This window comes from Pseudomonas soli (assembly GCF_900110655.1).
GTDB classification, from domain to species: domain Bacteria; phylum Pseudomonadota; class Gammaproteobacteria; order Pseudomonadales; family Pseudomonadaceae; genus Aquipseudomonas; species Aquipseudomonas soli.
This window is the reverse complement of the sequence record NZ_FOEQ01000001.1, coordinates 816,780-831,148: the sequence shown is the minus strand read 5'-3', so window position 1 is coordinate 831,148 and position 14,369 is coordinate 816,780. Positions and strand designations below refer to the sequence as shown.

At 64.8% G+C, this 14,369-nt stretch carries 17 protein-coding genes; 10 read left to right on the top strand and 7 right to left on the bottom strand.

Annotated elements, in window-relative coordinates:
• Window positions 1-117: 117 nt before the first annotated feature.
• The 4 genes from BMY03_RS03830 to BMY03_RS03815 all read left to right on the top strand — a co-directional run bounded on the left by BMY03_RS03830 (window position 118) and on the right by BMY03_RS03815 (window position 4,179).
• A complete protein-coding gene (locus tag BMY03_RS03830; RefSeq protein ID WP_094010280.1) occupies window positions 118-969 on the top strand; it encodes a LysR substrate-binding domain-containing protein in 852 nt (283 codons plus the stop codon).
• A gap of 150 nt (window positions 970-1,119) precedes the next feature.
• Window positions 1,120-2,319: an enoyl-ACP reductase FabV gene (gene fabV, locus BMY03_RS03825; RefSeq protein WP_094010279.1), complete on the top strand. Its 1,200-nt coding sequence runs from the start codon at window positions 1,120-1,122 to the stop codon at window positions 2,317-2,319.
• 167 nt (window positions 2,320-2,486) lie between these two features.
• A complete protein-coding gene (locus tag BMY03_RS03820) occupies window positions 2,487-3,173 on the top strand; it encodes a GNAT family N-acetyltransferase (RefSeq protein ID WP_023630526.1) in 687 nt (228 codons plus the stop codon).
• A gap of 97 nt (window positions 3,174-3,270) precedes the next feature.
• Window positions 3,271-4,179: an alpha/beta hydrolase family protein gene (locus tag BMY03_RS03815; RefSeq protein WP_094010278.1), complete on the top strand. Its 909-nt coding sequence runs from the start codon at window positions 3,271-3,273 to the stop codon at window positions 4,177-4,179.
• Between the two features lie 36 nt (window positions 4,180-4,215).
• Here BMY03_RS03815 and BMY03_RS03810 read toward each other — a convergent pair whose 3' ends face one another.
• The 5 genes from BMY03_RS03810 to BMY03_RS03790 all read right to left on the bottom strand — a co-directional run bounded on the left by BMY03_RS03810 (window position 4,216) and on the right by BMY03_RS03790 (window position 6,970).
• Window positions 4,216-4,557, bottom strand: coding sequence for a HopJ type III effector protein (locus tag BMY03_RS03810; protein ID WP_023630528.1), 342 nt, complete (start codon window positions 4,555-4,557; stop codon window positions 4,216-4,218).
• Entirely contained in the window at window positions 4,550-4,846 is a 297-nt protein-coding gene (locus BMY03_RS03805; protein ID WP_023630529.1) for a DUF1244 domain-containing protein, read from the bottom strand. Before BMY03_RS03805 ends, BMY03_RS03810 begins: the two co-directional genes overlap by 8 nt.
• 11 nt (window positions 4,847-4,857) lie before the next feature.
• Window positions 4,858-5,550 (bottom strand): dihydromonapterin reductase, encoded by a 693-nt coding sequence (gene folM, locus BMY03_RS03800; RefSeq protein ID WP_023630530.1) that lies wholly within the window; start codon window positions 5,548-5,550, stop codon window positions 4,858-4,860.
• A 76-nt stretch (window positions 5,551-5,626) separates the two neighbouring features.
• Window positions 5,627-6,199: a putative antibiotic biosynthesis monooxygenase gene (locus BMY03_RS03795; RefSeq protein WP_023630531.1), complete on the bottom strand. Its 573-nt coding sequence runs from the start codon at window positions 6,197-6,199 to the stop codon at window positions 5,627-5,629.
• 147 nt (window positions 6,200-6,346) lie between these two features.
• Complete coding sequence (locus BMY03_RS03790; protein ID WP_038707362.1) at window positions 6,347-6,970, bottom strand: PilZ domain-containing protein; 624 nt, start codon at window positions 6,968-6,970, stop codon at window positions 6,347-6,349.
• 184 nt (window positions 6,971-7,154) lie between these two features.
• Between BMY03_RS03790 and BMY03_RS03785 the strand changes: the two genes are divergently transcribed.
• Window positions 7,155-7,610 carry a flavodoxin gene (locus BMY03_RS03785; protein ID WP_038707363.1) on the top strand — a complete coding sequence of 152 codons (456 nt, stop codon included), beginning with the start codon at window positions 7,155-7,157 and terminating at the stop codon, window positions 7,608-7,610.
• Between the two features lie 37 nt (window positions 7,611-7,647).
• On the opposite strand, the gene BMY03_RS03780 is transcribed toward BMY03_RS03785, so the two are convergent.
• Window positions 7,648-8,535, bottom strand: coding sequence for a LysR family transcriptional regulator (locus BMY03_RS03780; RefSeq protein ID WP_094010277.1), 888 nt, complete (start codon window positions 8,533-8,535; stop codon window positions 7,648-7,650).
• Between the two features lie 102 nt (window positions 8,536-8,637).
• Between BMY03_RS03780 and BMY03_RS03775 the strand changes: the two genes are divergently transcribed.
• The 4 genes from BMY03_RS03775 (at window position 8,638) to BMY03_RS03760 (ending at window position 11,810) form a co-directional block, all read left to right on the top strand.
• The gene (locus tag BMY03_RS03775) at window positions 8,638-9,024 is read left to right on the top strand and encodes a CidA/LrgA family protein (protein ID WP_094010276.1); all 387 of its coding nucleotides are present in this window, start codon (window positions 8,638-8,640) and stop codon (window positions 9,022-9,024) included.
• The gene (locus BMY03_RS03770) at window positions 9,014-9,700 is read left to right on the top strand and encodes an LrgB family protein (protein WP_094010275.1); all 687 of its coding nucleotides are present in this window, start codon (window positions 9,014-9,016) and stop codon (window positions 9,698-9,700) included. The genes BMY03_RS03775 and BMY03_RS03770 overlap by 11 nt, the downstream gene beginning before the upstream one ends.
• Before the next feature lie 173 nt (window positions 9,701-9,873).
• Window positions 9,874-10,779: an alpha/beta fold hydrolase gene (locus tag BMY03_RS03765; protein ID WP_094010274.1), complete on the top strand. Its 906-nt coding sequence runs from the start codon at window positions 9,874-9,876 to the stop codon at window positions 10,777-10,779.
• Window positions 10,780-10,895: 116 nt separating this feature from the next.
• Window positions 10,896-11,810: an SDR family oxidoreductase gene (locus BMY03_RS03760; protein WP_038707367.1), complete on the top strand. Its 915-nt coding sequence runs from the start codon at window positions 10,896-10,898 to the stop codon at window positions 11,808-11,810.
• Between the two features lie 287 nt (window positions 11,811-12,097).
• On the opposite strand, the gene BMY03_RS03755 is transcribed toward BMY03_RS03760, so the two are convergent.
• Window positions 12,098-12,877 carry an IclR family transcriptional regulator gene (locus tag BMY03_RS03755; RefSeq protein WP_094010273.1) on the bottom strand — a complete coding sequence of 260 codons (780 nt, stop codon included), beginning with the start codon at window positions 12,875-12,877 and terminating at the stop codon, window positions 12,098-12,100.
• A gap of 190 nt (window positions 12,878-13,067) precedes the next feature.
• Between BMY03_RS03755 and hmgA the strand changes: the two genes are divergently transcribed.
• Window positions 13,068-14,369 (top strand): homogentisate 1,2-dioxygenase, encoded by a 1,302-nt coding sequence (gene hmgA / locus BMY03_RS03750; protein ID WP_094010272.1) that lies wholly within the window; start codon window positions 13,068-13,070, stop codon window positions 14,367-14,369.

Here is a 14,369-nt window from a genome sequence, read left to right as displayed (position 1 = left end):
TAGGGATTGTTATCAACGAAGCCCGCCGTCGCGGGTGTTGTTGTCCATGTTATGACTGGGAATCCAGGGCGACAAACGATAGATTTAGCGTATTTCTGATCAGTCAGGCTTATCAGCATGCTCAAGCATTGGCCCCCGCTCAACGCCCTGCGCGGCTTCGAAGCCGCTGCCCGGCTGGGCAGCTTCCACAAGGCCGCCGAGGCCCTGAACCTCACCCAGTCGGCAATCAGTCAGCAGATCCGCAGCCTGGAGGGCTACCTGGAACAGCCGCTGTTCCACCGCAGTGGCCGTAGCGTCAGCCTGACCGACGCCGGGCACGATCTGCTCAGCACCACTCAGGCCTTGTTGCAGCAACTGGCGGTGGGCATCCGCCGCCTGGAGCAGTACCGCAAGCCCAACCAACTGGTGGTCAACACCACCCCGGCGTTCGCCCGGCACTGGTTGCTGCCGCGCCTGGCGGACTTCCACCAGCGCTGCCCAGACGTGGACCTGTGGCTGTTCACCAGCTTCGAGGTGCCGGACATGGCCAGCGAGACCATCGACCTGGCGATCCGCGACGATATCGGCGCCCAGGCCGAATGCAGCTTTACCGTGCTGCACCAGGACCAGCTGTATCCGGCGTGCCGTCCGGACCTGCCCGAGCAGGGGCGGACCACCCTGCATGGCGAGCGGGAGATGGACTGGAGCCATTGGCAACTGGAGGGCGGGGAGGACGTGGGGCAGCAAGGCAAGGGGCTGAACTTCTCCGACCCGGGGTTGCTGCTGGAGGCGGCGGGCGAGGGGCTGGGGATCGCCCTGGTCAGTCAGTTGCTGGCGCGGCGGATGGTCGACGAAGGGCGCCTGCGGCCCTTGTCGGTACAGCGCGTGCGCGGGCCGGTGTGGAGCTGCCTAGTGCATTGGGAAAGCCAGGAGGATCCGTTTGCGCGGCAGTTCCTGGGATGGTTGAAGGCGGCGCTGGCGCAGGTATAGCGTTTATCAGAGCCGCTGCGATTTTTCATTGCTCCGATCACCCCGTAATATGTGTCGGATGACTTGCGAGGGTAGTCTCACCCTCTAGATCAAACGGCAGCACCCCGAATCCGGGCGCTGCCCCAGCCTAAACCTGACGAGGTACAGACATTGGCCATCATTCATCCCAAGGTTCGCGGTTTCATCTGCACCACGACTCACCCCAAGGGCTGCGAGCTCAACGTCCGTGACCAGATCGAAGCCACCCGCAAGCTGGGCGTGCGCGAGGATGGTCCGAAGAAAGTCCTGGTGATCGGTGCCTCCAGCGGCTACGGCCTGGCCGCCCGTATCACTGCGGCGTTCGGTTTCAAGGCCGATACCCTGGGCGTGTTCTTCGAAAAGCCGGGCACCGAGACCAAGGCCGGCACCGCTGGCTGGTACAACGCCGCCGCCTTCGACAAGTTCGCCAAGGCCGAAGGCCTGTACAGCAAGTCGATCAACGGTGACGCCTTCTCCGACGAAGCCCGCGCCAAGGTCATCGAGCTGATCAAGAACGAAATGGGCGGCCAGGTCGACCTGGTCATCTACTCCCTGGCCTCGCCGGTGCGCAAGCTGCCGCAGACCGGTGAAGTGATCCGCTCGGCCCTGAAGCCGATCGGCCAGCCGTACAAGTCGACCGCCATCGACACCAACAAGGACACCATCATCGAGGCCAGCATCGAACCGGCCACCGAGCAGGAAATCGCCGATACCGTCACCGTGATGGGTGGCCAGGACTGGGAATTGTGGATCGACGCCCTGAATGCCGCCGGTGTTCTGGCGCCACAAGCCCGTACCGTGGCCTTCAGCTACATCGGCTCCGACATCACCTGGCCGATCTACTGGGACGGCGCGCTGGGCAAGGCCAAGCAGGACCTGGACGAAACCGCCCAGCGCCTGGCCGGCAAAGTGGGTGGCAGTGCCAACGTGGCCGTGCTCAAGTCCGTGGTTACCCAGGCCAGCTCGGCCATCCCGGTGATGCCGCTGTACCTGTCGATGGTGTTCAAGATCATGCAGGAGAAGGGTATCCACGAAGGTACCCAGCACCAGCTGGATCGCATGTTCCGTGACCGCATGTACCGCGCCGATGGCGCCCCGGCGGCGCTGGACGAGAAGGGCCGTCTGCGTCTGGACGACTGGGAGCTGCGTGATGACGTGCAGAACGCCTGCCGTGAGATGTGGCCTAAAGTGACCACCGAGAACCTGTTCGAGCTGACCGACTACGCCGGTTACAAGAAGCAGTTCCTCAACCTGTTCGGCTTCGAGCGTGCTGACGTCAACTACGACGAAGACGTGGCCACCGACGTACGGTTCGACTGCGTCGAGCTGTAAGCAAGTCCTTGACCGCGCAGCCGTTCATGACGGCTGCGCGGTTCCCGCCGACGACTTGTTAATATTCTGAAACAAATCCCTCGCTGGCCCTTTGCCATGGCCACCCTCCGCCTGATCTATACACCAGCTATTGGCCTGGCAATTTCGCTGGCGCCGAGGAGGGAGCAATGGGTGTACTGCAAAAACTACAAGAACGCATCCGCCAGAAGGGCCTCAAGCGCACCTTCAAGACTTTTTTCGAGCGCTACGTGTTTTTCCATTGGGAACTGCTGTGGATGGAGCGCGACCTGATCAGTCCGGTGCCGCCGCACAGCCTCAAGGCGCATGCGCCGGTCACCCTGGCGCAGATCACCACGGCCAATGCCGATGCCTTCGCCCGACATTTCGGCGACCGTGTCGAGACCATGCGCGAGCTGGCCGCCGAGGGCCATACCGGGCACATGTACCTGGATGAGCAGGGCGATGCCGTGGCATTCATCTGGGCCAGCGTGGTCGATTACCACGACAAGCATTACTATGGTTGCACCTTCCCGGTGAAACCCGGCGAGTTCTTCGAGTTCGGCGGCGAGATGACCCGGCCGTACTTTGGCAGCGAGTTGTCGGTGACAGCCCAGGTCGAGCTGTGGAACACCATGCGCGAGAAGGGCTGCCACAAGGTGGTGGACGTGGTGGAGACCCACAACGTGCCAGCAATGAAACTGCACCTGCGCATGGGCTACCACGAGCAGGGCCGGGTGATGCATGTGTACGGCCTGTTCGGTCGCTGGAAGCTGTTCCGCGAAACCCGCTACCACGGCTCGCGCCTGGCGGTGCTGCGAAAGCCGGGCGTGGCGCGGGCGCTGCCGACCACCTGAGCCTGTCCCGCGATTACAGGCAAGGTTTTTTTTGCTAGCGTTGGCGCACGACAACAGCCCGTCCGCCAGCATGGCGCGACGCCGCAGGGAACGCGCCATGAGCAGCCTTACCCAACCCTCCTGTGCCTTTCGTCATGTCGCCGCCGACGGCTATGGCCTCGGCGGATTTCGCTGGCGCCACGCTAAGCCCGATCCCCTGCGTCCCCTGGTGATCATCAATGCCGCCACTTCGGTGCGTTGCCGCTATTACTCGCGTTTCGCCGACTACCTGTTCGCCCAGGGCTTTGACGTGCTCACCTACGATTATCGCGGTATCGGCGAGTCGCGCCCGGCCACGCTGCGCGGTTTCCAGGCGTCCTGGAGCGACTGGGGCCGGCTGGACTTCGAAGCGATGTTGCAACTGGCCGCCGCCGAGCATCCGGGCCAGCCGATGCATGTGGTCGGCCACAGCTTCGGCGGCTGGGCGCTCGGGCTGGCGCCGTCGGCGGGGCAGGTGCGCCATGCACTGCTGGTGGGCGCGCAGTTCGCCTATTGGCGCGATTATGCGCCGGAGCAGCGTTGGCAGCTGTTCGGCAAATGGCACGTGGTGATGCCGCTGTTGACCCGGATGTTCGGCTATTTCCCCGGCAAGCGCCTGGGCTGGCTGGAGGATACCCCGGCCGGCGTGGTACGCGATTGGGTTGCCCGTACGCCGCGTTACGAGCAGCGGCCCAGTGGGCGTCTACTGTCGGCGACGCCATTTGCCCAGGTACAGGCGGCGACCCTGGCCATCAGCCTGACTGACGATCCGTTCGGCACGGTGGCGGCCACTGAACGATTGTTGGGGTACCTGCAAACGGGCGAGCGGCGGCATCTGCGGGTGGCGCCTGTGGATATCTCGGTCGGGGAGATCGGGCACTTCGCGTTCTTTCACGATCGGTTTCGTGAAAGTCTGTGGCCGATTGCGCTGGAGTGGTTGCACAAGGGGCGCCTTGAGGCTGGAACACCAGGCCGGCTCATCAGTTGATGTCCGGTTGGGGCCGCACAGCGGCCCCATCTGCTATCAGCCCAGGCGCGCAAGTGGCTGGGTGGTGAACTTCACCCCGGCCAGCCCATGCTTGATCAGCGCACGGATATTGCCATGGTCGCTGCCCTCGGGCGTGGCGACCACGCTGCGGTAGTGCTCACCGAAGGCCAGCAGTGCCTCCTGGTCGCTCAACCCTTCGAGCAGCGCCAGGCCCAGGGTCTTGCACGAACCTTCGTTCTGCCCGGCGGCGTTGTGCACGTCGCCATTGTCGAAGGCCTGGGGCTGGTAGCTGTAGTTCGCGGCGATGAAGGCCAGGGTGTCGGCAAAAACGTGTTCGCCGCTGGCGAGGCTGCTGCGCAGGGTATTCAGGTCAGTCACGCGGTTTTCCTTGTTCGAACGCCGCTTTCTGCTCGGCGCTGGCTTCGTTCTGGTATTGGGCTTTCCAATCGGCATAGGGCATGCCGTACACCTGCTCGCGGGCATCGTCCAGGCTCAGCTCGATCTGGCGATCATCGGCGGCGGCCTTGAGCCACTTGGACAGGCAGTTGCGGCAGAAGCCGGAAAGGTTCATCAGGTCGATGTTCTGCACGTCGGTACGTTTTTGCAGGTGGTCGACCAGGCGCCGGAACGCGGCGGCTTCGAGTTCGAGCTGTTGTTGCGGGGTCATGGGCGATCTCTTCAGGTCATGCGGTTCTTCAGATGGCGGCCACCGTTGATGACCACCTGGCTGCCGGTGCTGTACTGGCTTTGCAGCAGGAACAGCACGGCGTCGATCAACGGGCGGGCGCCGGGTTCGAATTCGAGCAGGGCCTTTTTCAGCGTCTGCTCGCGGTACTGCTCGTCGCCGCCTTCCTTGAGGATCAGCAGGCCAGGCAGGATACCGTTGACCCGCACCTTGGGCGCGTATTTTTCGGCGAACGACAGCACCATGTTCTGCAGCGCGGCCTTCGTCGCGGCATAGCCGATGTGGCTCTTGCTGCCGCGCGAGGAGGTCTCGTCGCAGATGTGGATGATGTCGGCTTTGTCCACCTTGTCCAGCAGCTCGCCGAGGGCGAGGTTGAGGTGGTAGGGCGCCTCGACGTGCAGGCGGAACATGGTGTCGAGGTTGTCCAGGCCATCGTCGAGCCACAGCGAGGCGTTATGGATGATCGCACGCAGGCCGTCGTACTCGCGTTGCAGGTACTCGATCAGGGCCTGGCGGTCTTCGCTGCGGGTCAGGTCGGCCTGGAACTGCCGGATGTTCGGGTGGGCAGCCTGCCCCTGCAAGGTGCGGCTGGCGCTGACCACCGTATGGCCGGCCTGGGCTAGCTCCATGGCCAGGGCCAGGCCGACGCGCTGGCTGGCGCCGGTGATGAGGATTGGGCTGTTCATGTTCGGGCGGTCTGTTCGTCTGTCCGTGCGTGATGCCCCAGCATACCCGAACTGCACGGCCTTGCGAGCCCGTGCCTCAGCGGCTGCGCAGCCCCTGGGAACGCTCGGTGGCGGCGCGTGGCGTGGCGTTGAGCCAGCCGGCCAGCAACCGGGTGGACAGAGGGATGAACAGGTACACCATCAATGGCGTCAGGGCCAGGGTACTGAGCAGCACTCGAGGCAGCAGGTCGAGTGGCGCCAGCCAGTGGCCGAACAGCAGGTTGAACAGTAGCGAAACCGGAAAGAACGCCAGCCAGATGGCCGTTGCCTGCTTCCAGCGCGGTGGTTTTTGCACTGTATTGGTGCCGAACCAGTCGTCGATACCGCTCACGCGCCTCTCTTTGGGGCGCTCGAACAGGCCGTTGCCGCGTTCCAGCCAGGCCCTGCGCGAGGCGGAATGCTCCCAGGCGTGCATGGTCTGTTCGCTGGCGAAGCGGAAGATGATCTGGAATTCGTCGCCCTCGCTCGGCGGGGCGAGGATGCCCGAGCCCAGGTAGCCGGGAAAGTCGGTGGCCAGTTGTTCGCCTTCGTGCAGCCAGGCCAGCAGGTCCTGGTAGCGGCCGCAGGCGGCGCGGCGCGACACCATCAAGGTGACGGGTGGGGTAGACATCGTGTATCTCCTGGCGACGGGGCTGGCGGGTAGCCGGCCCCTGGCTTGCGGCCCGGGGTGATGGGCGGCGCAGGCGGGCTTGCAAGAATCGGGCACGGATTATCGCCGATCAATCATGACCGGTCAGTTTCAATGGCTGGACGGTCGTCAGAAGGTGTTGGGTGCCTGGGCGTGCAGCTCGGGGTGGGCCTTGCGGTGGGCCTGGAGGATATATTCGCGCAGGCGCTCGACCTCTTCGGCCGGAGTGTGGGTCAGGTCGTAGGCGGCGAGGCGCGGGGTGATGCGCCGGCGCAGTGCGCCGTGCAGGCCGATCGGCGGGATGTCCTCGGCGGCGAAGCGCAGGTTGAATTGCGCAGGGGCTTCAGCCCCACCGCGCACTTCCAGCAGCACACCCTTGAAGGAAATGTCGCGTACCCACAGGTCGCTGGCCTGGCCGTGATCGTCCAGCAGCGCGGTCGGCTGCTGCAGCGAAAGGCGCCATGGCCGCAGCATGGGGCCGTCCTCGTAGATGTCCGGCGAGCCCAGTTGCAGGTGCAAGGCGTGGAACTCATCCTCGACCAGTTGCAGGGGGAAGCTCAGCTGCTGATTATTGAAGCTGGCTTGCAGCGTCACCTGCTCGTTGGCCACCAAGCGGGTGAGCAGGTCCTTGAGATGACGGTCGCCATTGACCAGCAGGCTCGACATGGGGTCAGCCAGGTTCAATTGGGGCGAATGCTGCATGTCCTGGATGAAGTCCAGTTCGTCCTGGGAGAGTAGGGCGTCTGCTTGCATGGTCTGACTCGAAGGGGCAATCGGTAACGGCGATTTTGTTCACGGCGGTGGACAGTGGCTAGTCCGTTTCGTTCCGGGCATTCGTCGGATAATTCTCAAGCTAGTGACTTTAGGCGGGGCGGCCTTTTGCCACTGTCGAGTGCTAGTATCCTACGTTTTCACTCAGTTTCGGAATCCTCACCCGATGAAAGTCGCCATTATTTCCGGTTCGGTGTACGGCACCGCCGACGAAGTCGCCCGCCACGCCGAGTCGTTGCTCACGGCCGCCGGCCTTGAAGCCTGGCACGCGGCCCGCGCCACCCTGCAGGACATCGAGGGCTTTGGTCCCGACGCGTTGCTGGCGGTGACCTCGACCACCGGCATGGGCGAGCTGCCCGACAGCCTGATGCCGCTGTACAGCACGATCCGCGATGTGCTGCCGGCGGCCTGGCGCGGCTTGCCAGGGGCGGTGATCGGCCTGGGCGACTCCAGCTACGGCGATACCTACTGCGGCGGTGGCGAGCAGATGCGTGAGTTGTTTGCCGAGCTGGGGGTGAACGAAGTGCTGCCGATGCTGCGACTCGATGCCAGTGAGACCGTGACACCCGAGGCCGATGCCGAGCCGTGGCTGGCGGAGTTTGCGGCTGTGCTGAAAGGCTGATGTTGCCTGGACCGGCCCCGCGATAGGGCCGGTCGCCTCAATGCATGGCTGAGTCTTCACGCAACAATGCCAGCCACGCCTGCGCCGCCCGTGACAGATACGCCCCGCGCCGCCAGATGAAGGCGATATCCCAACGCAGGTACTCCGGCGCCCGCAACGGCAAGCGCACCACCCCGGGCCGTTCCAGCGCCCGTGCGACGATCGCCGGCAGCAGCACCACGCCTTGCCCGGCCGCCACCAATGCGGCAAGAAAGTCTGCCTGGCCGCTACGCCCACCCTCCTTGGGCGTGAAGCCTTCCTGCTGGCAGGCGCTGAGCAATCGATCGTTGAGCACGAAACTGCGCTGGTACAGCAGAAACGGCGTGTCGGCCAGCTGTGCCAGGGCGACGTCGACCTGCCCGGCCAGCGGATGGCCGGCGGGCAGCAAGGCCTCCAGTGGCTCATTGCAGAACGGCTGGTAGTCGAACGCCGGGTCGCTCGGGGTGAGGCTACCGCCCAACTCCAGCTCGCCACTCTTGACGGCTTGCTCGACCATGCGGCTGCCACCTTCGAGCAGTTGGATCGAGATATTCGGATGGCGCCGCCGGTACTCGGCGAACAATCCGGCGAACAGCGCATCACTGCCCAGCAGCGGCAGGCCCAGGCGCAATTCGCCGCGGGCCATCTGGCTGAGGTCGTCCAGTTCGCTCAGCAGTTCCTGGCGCTGGCGCAGTAGCGCCTCGCCGCGCTCCAGGACGATGCGCCCGGCGGCAGTCAGCAGCAGCTGTGAGCCCTGGCGTTCCAGCAGCGGCTGGCCGATGTCCTGTTCCAGCTGGGCGACCTGCTTGCTCACCGCCGACTGGCTGATGTGCAGGGTACCCGCCGCCTGGGTGAAGCCGCCTTTGTGGACGACTTCGATGAAACTGCGCAGCTGTTTGAATTCCATGTATGCCGAATTCCGTTTTGGAATGGCTGTTAGTCTAACAATTCGCTTCTGGCCTAGGGGGCCGACTTTTACAATGGGCTCGTTGTCGAGGAACTCCCGCCCATGAATCCTGCATTATTGAAAAAGACCTTGCGCCTGCTCGCCGAGCTGACAGTGTTGCTGGCGCTGTTCCTGATCGGTGGCCAGCTGGCCGCCTGGCTTGGCTGGCCGATTCCTGGTGGCGTAATGGGCCTGGCGCTACTGCTGGCACTGTTCGCCACCGGCCTGCTCAAACCGGCCACGTTGCAATTGGCTGCCGGCTGGCTGATGGCCGAGATGCTGCTGTTCTTCATTCCCGCGCTGATGAGCCTGCTGGACTACGGCAGCCTGCTGCGCAGCGAGGGCTGGCGCATCCTGCTGGTGATTGCGCTGAGTACCCTGCTGGTGATGGTGGTCACCGCGGTCACCGTCGAGATGGTGTGCCGTTGGAGGCTGCGCCATGAGCCTTGAACCCATGCCGCTGTTCTGGCTGGCCCTGACCCTTGGCGCCTACCTGGGCAGCCGCTGGCTGTACCGGCGCAGCGGACGCTACCTGCTGTCGCCGCTGATCCTGGTGCCGGCCTTGCTGCTGGCGGTGGCCGTGCCGCTGCACACCGCCTACACCGAGTACGCCCGCAACACGCATTGGCTGATGGGCGTCCTCGGCCCGGTCACCGTCGCGTTCGCGGTGCCGATCTGGCAACAACGGGCACTGCTGGCGCGGCACTGGCCGGCGCTGCTGGTCGGCATGCTCGCCGGCAGCGTGGCTTCCATCGGCAGCTCCTGGGCGCTGGCGCACCTGCTCGCGCTGGACGATGCGGTCAGCCTGTCGTTGCTGCCACGCTCGATCACCACACCGTTCGCCATGCCCGTGGCCCAGGACCTGGGCGGCGTGCCGGAGCTGACGGCGGTGTTTGTGATGTTTACCGGGGTGCTCGGGGCGATGTTCGGCGGCATTCTCCTGCGTTGGCTGCCCTTGCGCACACCGCTGGCACGGGGCGCTCTGTTCGGGGTTGGCGCCCATGGCGCGGGGGTGAGCCGCGCCCAGGAAGTAGGGCGCGAGGAAGGCTCCGTGGCTGGCCTGGTCATGGTCCTGACCGGGCTGCTCAACCTCTTGGCCGCGCCGTTGCTGGTGATGCTGGTCTGACCGTTCGTGCCACTGACTCGCACGGTCATCAGGCTGGCTGCCAAGGCGACTTATCACCTTCGTATAGGCCTCTAGACTGAGCCTCGACATAGAGAGCACATGTATGTGCCGAGGTGACATGCAATGAACGCAGCCTTGCCCTCTTCCGACACTTATCCACCGGGACGACCGTGATGCCACTGGCCGAAATTCCATTGTGCGTCTGGCGCACCCGGAGCCAGGGTTTCACTTTCCGGGGCCAGAGCATCCGCTACTGGACGGCAGGGCAAGGAGAGCCCCTGCTATTGCTTCACGGTTTCCCCACGGCCAGCTGGGATTGGCACTACCTGTGGGCACCCCTTACCCAGCGTTTTCGCGTGGTGGCCTGCGACATGCTTGGCTTCGGCGATTCGGCCAAGCCTGCGGACCACGACTACAGCCTGCTCGAGCAGGCCGACCTGCAGCAGGCCTTGCTGGCGCACCTGCATATCGACCAGCCGGTGCACCTGCTGGCCCACGACTACGGCGGCAGCGTTGCCCAGGAGCTGCTGGCCCGGCACCACGAACAGCGGCTCCAGGTGGCCAGTTGCGTGTTCCTCAACAGCGGGCTGTTCCCCGAGAGCTGCCGGGTGCTGCTGGTCCAGAAGCTGCTGCTCAGCCGCCTGGGCTGGCTGGTCGGGCGCTCGTTCGGACGCGATGACCTGGTGCGCAACGTCACCCAGGTCTATGGCCCGTGCACGCATCCCAGCGAGAGCGCCCTGGATGACTACTGGAGCCTGATCGTTTCCAACCGTGGCCCACGGATCCTGCATAAACTGGTCAGCTTCCTGCCGGAGCGCCGGGCCCAGCGCGAACGCTGGGTCGCCGCGCTGCAGCGCCCCGGCGTGCCGCTGCGCTTCATCAATGGCGCGGTCGATCCTTTGTCTGGCGCGCACATGGTCGAGCGCTACCGCGAACTAGTACCGCAGCCGGACACCGTGGTGCTGCAGGGCATCGGCCATTATCCGCACACCGAGGCGCCGGTGCAGGTGCTGCGCCATTACCTGGCGTTTCGTGAACAGCCGCTGAGCTATATCCCACTGAAGGTTGCCTGGTCCTGACTGGGCGATCATCGCCGGTCGTTATAAAGCGGCATTCGCCACGGTGCGCTTGATTGCCCGGCCCAGGCGGCTGGCGGAGACTGCGTTGCATCCCTTCATTGCCAGGAGCCTTGAGCATGAGCGAGCCGGTACGTCTGCAGGATCGAGTGGTGATCGTCACGGGGGCCGGCGGTGGCCTGGGCCGGGCCCATGCGCTGTTGTTCGCCGCGCGCGGCGCTCACGTGGTGGTCAACGACCTGGGTGGGTCGACACATGGTGAAGGCGCCAACACCTCGGCGGCCGACCGCGTGGTGGAGGAGATCCGCGCCGCGGGCGGTTCGGCGATCGCCAACCATGACTCGGTCACCGATGGCGCGCGCATCGTCGAGCAGGCCCTGGATACCTTCGGCCGGGTCGATGTGCTGGTAAACAACGCCGGCATCCTGCGCGACAAGACCTTCCACAAGATGGAAGACGGCGACTGGGAGCTGGTCTACCGCGTGCATGTCGAAGGTGCCTACAAGGTCACCCACGCCGCCTGGCCGCACCTGCGGGCGCAGAACTGGGGGCGGGTGATCTTCACTTCGTCCACTTCGGGCATCTACGGCAATTTCGGCCAGGCCAACTACGGCATGGCCAAGCTCGGCCTCTACGGGCTGACCCGTACCTTGGCCATCGAGGGCCGCAAGCACGGCATCCTGGTCAACGCCATCGCCCCGACCGGTGGCACGCGCATGACCGAGGGGCTGATCCCGCCGCAGGTGTTCGAGCGTCTGCAGCCCGAGCTGATCAGCCCGTTGGTGGTGTATCTGGGCAGCGAGCAGTGCCAGGACAGCGGCGAGCTGTTCGAGGTGGGCGGCGGCTGGGTGGGCAAGGTGCGCTGGGAGCGTAGTCAGGGCGTGGGCTTCGATCCGCGTGAAGGGTTCACCCCCGAGCAGGTGGCGGACAACTGGGCGCGGATCGGTGATTTCGAAGGCGCGCAGCACCCGCAGGACAGCTTGCAGGCGTTGCAGCAGATGATGGCGAACCTGCAGAAGTATCCGTTGGGTTGATTGGCGCCGACCTTGCAATTCTTGCAGAAATAAAAAAGGCCGCTGCAATCGCAGCGGCCAATCGAGACGTTAGATCAAGGAGCTTCAAAATCAACGTCGGTGAACCTGGGCGGGCGCGAAAAGCAGGGGGGAGAGCCCTTCGTGCCGGCCAGTGAGATCAGAATAAGCGCATGATCCCGTGGGAAAAATACCCGCTTATGACATTCACCTTTACGTTTCGAGCAAAAGTGCGAGGCGGACTATAGGCCGCTCTCGCAGGAAAAGTCCGTAATGCTTTGTAAGCCCTTTTACTGATCCGCGCCGTATCCCATTCGCCAGCTGGTGGCCTGGGTGGCGGCGAGCAGGCGCCGGGCGGCCGGGCCATGCTCGTCGGCGTGGAAGATCGAGGTCGGGCCGACCACGGTCATCACTGCGGCGACCTGGCCCATGGCGTTGAACACCGGCGCGGACAGCGCGTCCACCCCTGGCATGAGCAATCCGTGCACATGGTGCAGGCCGCGCTGGCGGATCTGTTCGAGCAAGGCGGCATAGTCGTCCGCCGTCTGGCCGAGCGCTGCCAGTTCCCGGTCGCGCAGCTCCACGGTCTCGCGCTCGGGCAGGTGCGCGGCGAACACCAGTCCGGTGGAGGAGCTGAGCAACGGCAGCACCGAGCCGATCTGGGTCACCACCGTCACCGCCCGCACCGCAGGCTCGATGCTCACCACGGTCGCCCCCTGGTTACCCCACACGGCGATGAAGCAGCTTTCGTTCAACTCGTCGCGCAATTGCGACAGTGGCAGCGCCGCCACCTTCAGCACATCGATGCTACCCAGGGCCGCCATGCCCACCCGCAACGCCTCGCGCCCCAGCCCGTAGTGGTTGGTGGCCGGGTCCTGTTCGGCGAAGCCGCTGGCGATCAGCGCCTGCAGGTAGCGGTGCACCTTGCTCGCCGGCATGTCGACATGTTCGGCCAGGCGCGACAGCGAGGTAGAGGGGGAAAGTTCGGCCAGGGCCTTGAGGATGTCGGTGCCGACTTCCGCCGAGCGGACCTTCTGTTTGCCGTTGTCGGTGCTGCTGGCTTTGGCCATGGGGGACTTCTATGCAGATTTCATGGGGTGGCGCCTTTATAGCTTGACGCCTGCGCGCGGGCAAATTACGTTATTCGTAATCTGATTACGATAAAAACAATGCAGACGCGCTGCCGCCCTTGGTGCCGGTTTCAGGATCGGGCTCCGCAGCCAGCTGCCCGAAACGGCTCCCTGTAGCCCGGAGGCACCGATGACCCGCGACACATCCCCTGAACTCCAGTACCTGAGCGGCTTCGGCAACGAATTCGCCAGCGAAGCCCTGCCCGGCGCCCTGCCGGTCGGGCAGAACTCGCCGCAGAAGGCTCCCTATGGCCTGTACGCCGAGCTGCTGTCGGGCACCGCGTTCACCATGACCCGCAGCGAACTGCGCCGTACCTGGCTGTACCGCATTCGCCCCTCGGCCCTGCACCCGCGCTTCGAGCGCCTGGAGCGCCAGCCGCTGACCGGGCCGTTGGGAGGCGTCAATCCCAACCGCCTGCGTTGGAGCCCGCAACCGATCCCGTCCGAACCGACCGACTTCATCGACGGCTGGCTGCCAATGGTGGCCAACTCGGCATCGGAAAAACCGGCCGGCGTGAGTATTTACATCTACCGCGCCAACCGTTCCATGGAGCGGGTGTTCTTCAACGCCGACGGCGAGTTGCTGCTGGTGCCCGAGCAAGGCCGCCTGCGCATCGCCACCGAACTGGGCGTGCTTGAGGTCGAGCCGCTGGAGATTGCGGTGATCCCGCGTGGCATGAAGTTCCGGGTCGAACTGCTCGATGCCCAGGCCCGGGGCTACATTGCCGAGAACCACGGCGCGCCGCTGCGCATCCCTGACCTTGGCCCGATCGGCAGCAATGGCCTGGCCAACCCGCGTGACTTCCTTGCCCCGGTTGCCCATTACGAAGAGAGCACCGGCCCTATGCAGCTGGTGCAGAAGTTCCTCGGCGAACATTGGGCCTGCGAGCTGCAGCACTCGCCCCTGGACGTGGTCGCCTGGCACGGCAGCAACGTGCCGTACAAATACGACCTGCGCCGCTTCAACACCATCGGCACGGTCAGCTTCGACCACCCCGATCCGTCGATCTTCACCGTGCTGACCTCGCCTACCAGCGTGCATGGCATGGCCAACATGGACTTCGTGATCTTCCCGCCGCGCTGGATGGTGGCCGAGAACACCTTCCGTCCACCATGGTTCCACCGCAACCTGATGAACGAGTTCATGGGCCTGATCCAGGGCGCCTACGATGCCAAGGCCGAAGGCTTCCTGCCCGGCGGCGCTTCGCTGCACGGGGTGATGAGCGCCCACGGCCCCGACGCCGAGACCTGCGACAAGGCCATCTCGGTGGACCTGGCGCCGCACAAGATCGACAACACCATGGCCTTCATGTTCGAGACCAGCCAGGTGCTGCGCCCGAGCCGCCAGGCCCTCGAAAGCCCGCAGTTGCAGGCCGACTACGATAGTTGCTGGGCCACCTTGCCGAGCACCTTCAACCCGAACCGGAGATAA

What these genes read in the sequence shown, in the direction of transcription:
- BMY03_RS03760 (WP_038707367.1), top strand. Translation starts at nt 10,896, where the DNA reads ATGAGCGAGCCGGTACGTCTGCAGGATCGAGTGGTGATCGTCACGGGG.
- BMY03_RS03785 (WP_038707363.1), top strand. Translation starts at nt 7,155, where the DNA reads ATGAAAGTCGCCATTATTTCCGGTTCGGTGTACGGCACCGCCGACGAA.
- BMY03_RS03765 (WP_094010274.1), top strand. Translation starts at nt 9,874, where the DNA reads ATGCCACTGGCCGAAATTCCATTGTGCGTCTGGCGCACCCGGAGCCAG.
- folM (WP_023630530.1), bottom strand. Translation starts at nt 5,550, where the DNA reads ATGAACAGCCCAATCCTCATCACCGGCGCCAGCCAGCGCGTCGGCCTG.
- BMY03_RS03790 (WP_038707362.1), bottom strand. Translation starts at nt 6,970, where the DNA reads ATGCAAGCAGACGCCCTACTCTCCCAGGACGAACTGGACTTCATCCAG.
- BMY03_RS03830 (WP_094010280.1), top strand. Translation starts at nt 118, where the DNA reads ATGCTCAAGCATTGGCCCCCGCTCAACGCCCTGCGCGGCTTCGAAGCC.
- BMY03_RS03775 (WP_094010276.1), top strand. Translation starts at nt 8,638, where the DNA reads ATGAATCCTGCATTATTGAAAAAGACCTTGCGCCTGCTCGCCGAGCTG.
- BMY03_RS03755 (WP_094010273.1), bottom strand. Translation starts at nt 12,877, where the DNA reads ATGGCCAAAGCCAGCAGCACCGACAACGGCAAACAGAAGGTCCGCTCG.
- BMY03_RS03815 (WP_094010278.1), top strand. Translation starts at nt 3,271, where the DNA reads ATGAGCAGCCTTACCCAACCCTCCTGTGCCTTTCGTCATGTCGCCGCC.
- BMY03_RS03805 (WP_023630529.1), bottom strand. Translation starts at nt 4,846, where the DNA reads ATGACCCCGCAACAACAGCTCGAACTCGAAGCCGCCGCGTTCCGGCGC.
- BMY03_RS03820 (WP_023630526.1), top strand. Translation starts at nt 2,487, where the DNA reads ATGGGTGTACTGCAAAAACTACAAGAACGCATCCGCCAGAAGGGCCTC.
- BMY03_RS03770 (WP_094010275.1), top strand. Translation starts at nt 9,014, where the DNA reads ATGAGCCTTGAACCCATGCCGCTGTTCTGGCTGGCCCTGACCCTTGGC.
- BMY03_RS03780 (WP_094010277.1), bottom strand. Translation starts at nt 8,535, where the DNA reads ATGGAATTCAAACAGCTGCGCAGTTTCATCGAAGTCGTCCACAAAGGC.
- hmgA (WP_094010272.1), top strand. Translation starts at nt 13,068, where the DNA reads ATGACCCGCGACACATCCCCTGAACTCCAGTACCTGAGCGGCTTCGGC.
- BMY03_RS03795 (WP_023630531.1), bottom strand. Translation starts at nt 6,199, where the DNA reads ATGTCTACCCCACCCGTCACCTTGATGGTGTCGCGCCGCGCCGCCTGC.